General features: G+C 62.0%; 2 protein-coding genes. One reads left to right on the top strand and one right to left on the bottom strand.

The window, feature by feature from the left end; genetic code table 11:
• Positions 1-37: 37 nt before the first annotated feature.
• Entirely contained in the window at positions 38-1846 is a 1809-nt protein-coding gene (xoxF5, locus tag ACXJL8_RS37670; protein WP_456621044.1) for a lanthanide-dependent methanol dehydrogenase XoxF5, read from the bottom strand.
• 512 nt (positions 1847-2358) lie between these two features.
• Between xoxF5 and ACXJL8_RS37665 the strand changes: the two genes are divergently transcribed.
• Positions 2359-3072: AraC-like ligand-binding domain-containing protein (locus tag ACXJL8_RS37665; RefSeq protein WP_456686674.1), on the top strand; the 714-nt coding region annotated here is incomplete at its 3' end.

Below are 3072 nucleotides of genomic sequence, written 5' to 3'. Positions count from 1 at the left end.
GATCTGATCCACGCGCCGGGGCGACACGAAGTTGAGGCTAGTTCGTCGGCAGCGAGAACACGGTCAGCGTACCGCCGAGAGCCGTGTAGTTGCTGAGCGCCGCGTAGCCACCGACTGCGCCGAGACCGGCGGTCGGATCGGTCAGGCCTGCCGCCAGACCGATGCCGGCCCAGCCGCCCACGCCGGAGAGCACTGCGACATACTGCTTGCCGCCGTTCTCATAGGTCGTGACGTTGCCGATGATGCCGGAGGGAGTCTTGAACTTGTAGAGCTCCTTGCCGGACTTGGCATCGACCGCCTTCAGGTAGCCTTCGAGCGTGCCGTAGAACACCACGCCGCCGGCAGTCGCGAGCGCACCGGACCAGACCGAGAACTGCTCCTTGTTCGACCAGACGATCTTGCCGGTCTTGCCGTCCCAGGCGATGAAATTGCCCATGTGGCTTTCACCCTGCGGCGGATACATCGAGAGCGTCGCGCCCACATAGGGCTGGCCCGCGGTGTAGCTCACCTTGAACGGTTCGTAGTCCATGCAGACGTGGTTGGTCGGAACGTAGAACAGCTGCGTGTCCGGCGAGTAAGCCGCCGGCTGCTCGTCCTTGGTGCCGAGCGCGGCCGGGCAGATGCCCTTCACGTTGTGGTCCTCGCCCGCCTTGTCGGTCGAAGCTGCGTCGAGCACCTTCGGACGGCCATAGGTCGGCGAGTTCTTGTCCATGTCGACGCCGGAGGTCCAGTTCACCTTCGGATCGTACTTTTCGGCGACCAGCAGTTCGCCGTTCTCACGATCCATGGTGTAGGCGAGACCGTTGCGGTCGAAATGGGTCAGGAGCTTGCGCGGCTGGCCGTTGATCTGCTGATCCGAGAGGATCATCTCGTTGACGCCGTCATAGTCCCACTCGTCGTGGGGGGTCATCTGATAGACCCACTTGGCCATGCCGCTGTCGGCATCGCGCGCGAAGATCGTCATCGACCATTTGTTGTCGCCGGGACGCTGCTTTGGATTCCAGGTCGAGGGATTGCCCGACCCGTAATAGACGAGGTTCAGAGCGGGATCGTAGGACATCCAGCCCCAGGTGCAGCCGCCGCCGATCTTCCACTGATCGCCCTGCCAGGTCTTGAGGCTGGAATCGGCGCCGACCGGCTTGCCGAGCGCCGTCGTCTTGGCGGGATCCACCTTGATCTGGTCATCCGGACCTTCGGAGAAGGCGCGCCAGACCTGCTTGCCGCTCTTGAGGTCGTAAGCGGTGACGTGACACTGCACGCCGAACTCGCCGCCCGAGATGCCGACGAGGACCTTGTCCTTGACGACCAGCGCCGCCGAGGTGCCGGTCTCGCCCTTGCTCGGATTGCCGTTCGTCGCAGACCAGGCCACCTGACCGGTCTTGGCATCGAGCGCGACGAGGTTGGTGTCGGCCTGATGCAGGATGATCTTGCCGTCGCCGTACGACAGGCCGCGGTTGACGGTGTCGCAGCACATCACCGGGATGACGTTCGGATCCTGCTTCGGCTCGTACTTCCAGACGATCTTGTTCTCGTTCGAAAGGTCAATAGCGTAGACCTTGTTCGGGAACGGCGTATGGACGTACATCATGTTGCCGATGATCAGCGGGCCACCTTCATGGCCGCGCAGCACGCCGGTCGAGAAGGTCCAGGCAACCTGGAGCTTGCCGACATTTTGTGCGTTGATCTGGTTCAGCTTGGAATAGCGGGTATTGGCGTAGTCGCCCGCCGGCATCACCCAATCTTTCGGGTTCTGCGACATCTTGATCAGCTCGTCATTGGCTGACGCGCTGCCGACGGCGAGAGCCGCCGCTGAGCCAAGATAGGTCGCCAGTAGCACCTTGCGCATAGTCATTCCTCCATTGGACTCGTTTATTGTTTCCGAAGCATTGCTTATTGCCGGGCTTTGGCGTCCGGCGTCTGCTCGTGCAGGGCGGTCACGATGGGACCAGAAACGATGCTGTGCTGTTTTCTCCTCCTGATGAGAGCCACAGGTCCGCGTGCAGGAGCGGCCCGTTTTTGTTGTTCCTGAAGCAATCCCTAACGCCTCCGCGATCGGGAAACTTGCCCAAGAGAGAAGGCGGTTTGCTCGACAGCGCACGGACGCGAAGTTTTTGATTTTGCAGGAGCGAATTCGGCTTCTTCGCACCGCGCAAGCGCGGGCGGCAGCGCTCAGGTTCCCCTTGACGACGGTTCAACTAAGGCGGAGGATTAAGTTTCAAGGGTGGCAATGGAACGATGGCGCACGTTCCAAAAGACCGCCCAAATTCGAGGTAAACGTCACGCAATCATGGCTGAGGGCTCCGGCAGCGCTGGTCGCGATTCGCGCAGAGTCTCCGGATGAAACCAGTGGCTGGATTAATGTCCGACACCATTCACACCCTCTCGACGACCGGACTGACGCCGAAGCGGCAGATCCAGAGCTGGATCGACGGGTTGACGAGCCTGTGTGGGCATTTCGATGTTGATCCGCTGGAGGCGTCCTCGCTCGAAGGCCGGATCGACTACACCACCGTTTCGCGCCTCAAGCTCTGCCAGATCGAGGTCAGCCAGCATCGCATCGCGCACACGCTGGCGCGCGCCAAGGCCAATGAACACCCCTACATCAAGATCCACTTCCAGACCTACGGCGTGTCCTATTTCGAGCAGGAAGGCCGCCACATCGAGCTGAACCCCGGCGACATCATCGCCTACGACGTTTCCTGCCCGCATTCGATCGTCAGCCCCGCCTTCACCCGCCACGACGTCGTGATCGTGCCGAAGGCGCTGCTCCGCGACCGCGGATTCCCGTCGCAGCGGATGCCCGCCTGCAAGCTGTCCTCGCGGACGGGAACGGGGCGGATCGCCCATGATTTCGTTCACGCCACCTTCGACGAAGCGGCAAAACTGTCGGCGAACAGCGCGGTCGGCGTTGCTGATTCGCTGATCGATCTGCTGCTGCTGCCGCTGCGCGAGGCCGACACGATGCTCGATCGCGTCGGGCCGGAGGCGATGTATGTGCGTGCCCAATTTTTCATCCGCGAGCACCTGCGCGATCCGGATCTGTGCATCGACCAGATCTCCGCCGAGCTCGGC

This window comes from Bradyrhizobium sp. P5_C11_2 (genome assembly GCF_054049755.1).
The sequence above is the reverse complement of the archived record's forward strand: the minus strand, read 5'-3'. Positions and strand labels throughout refer to the sequence as shown.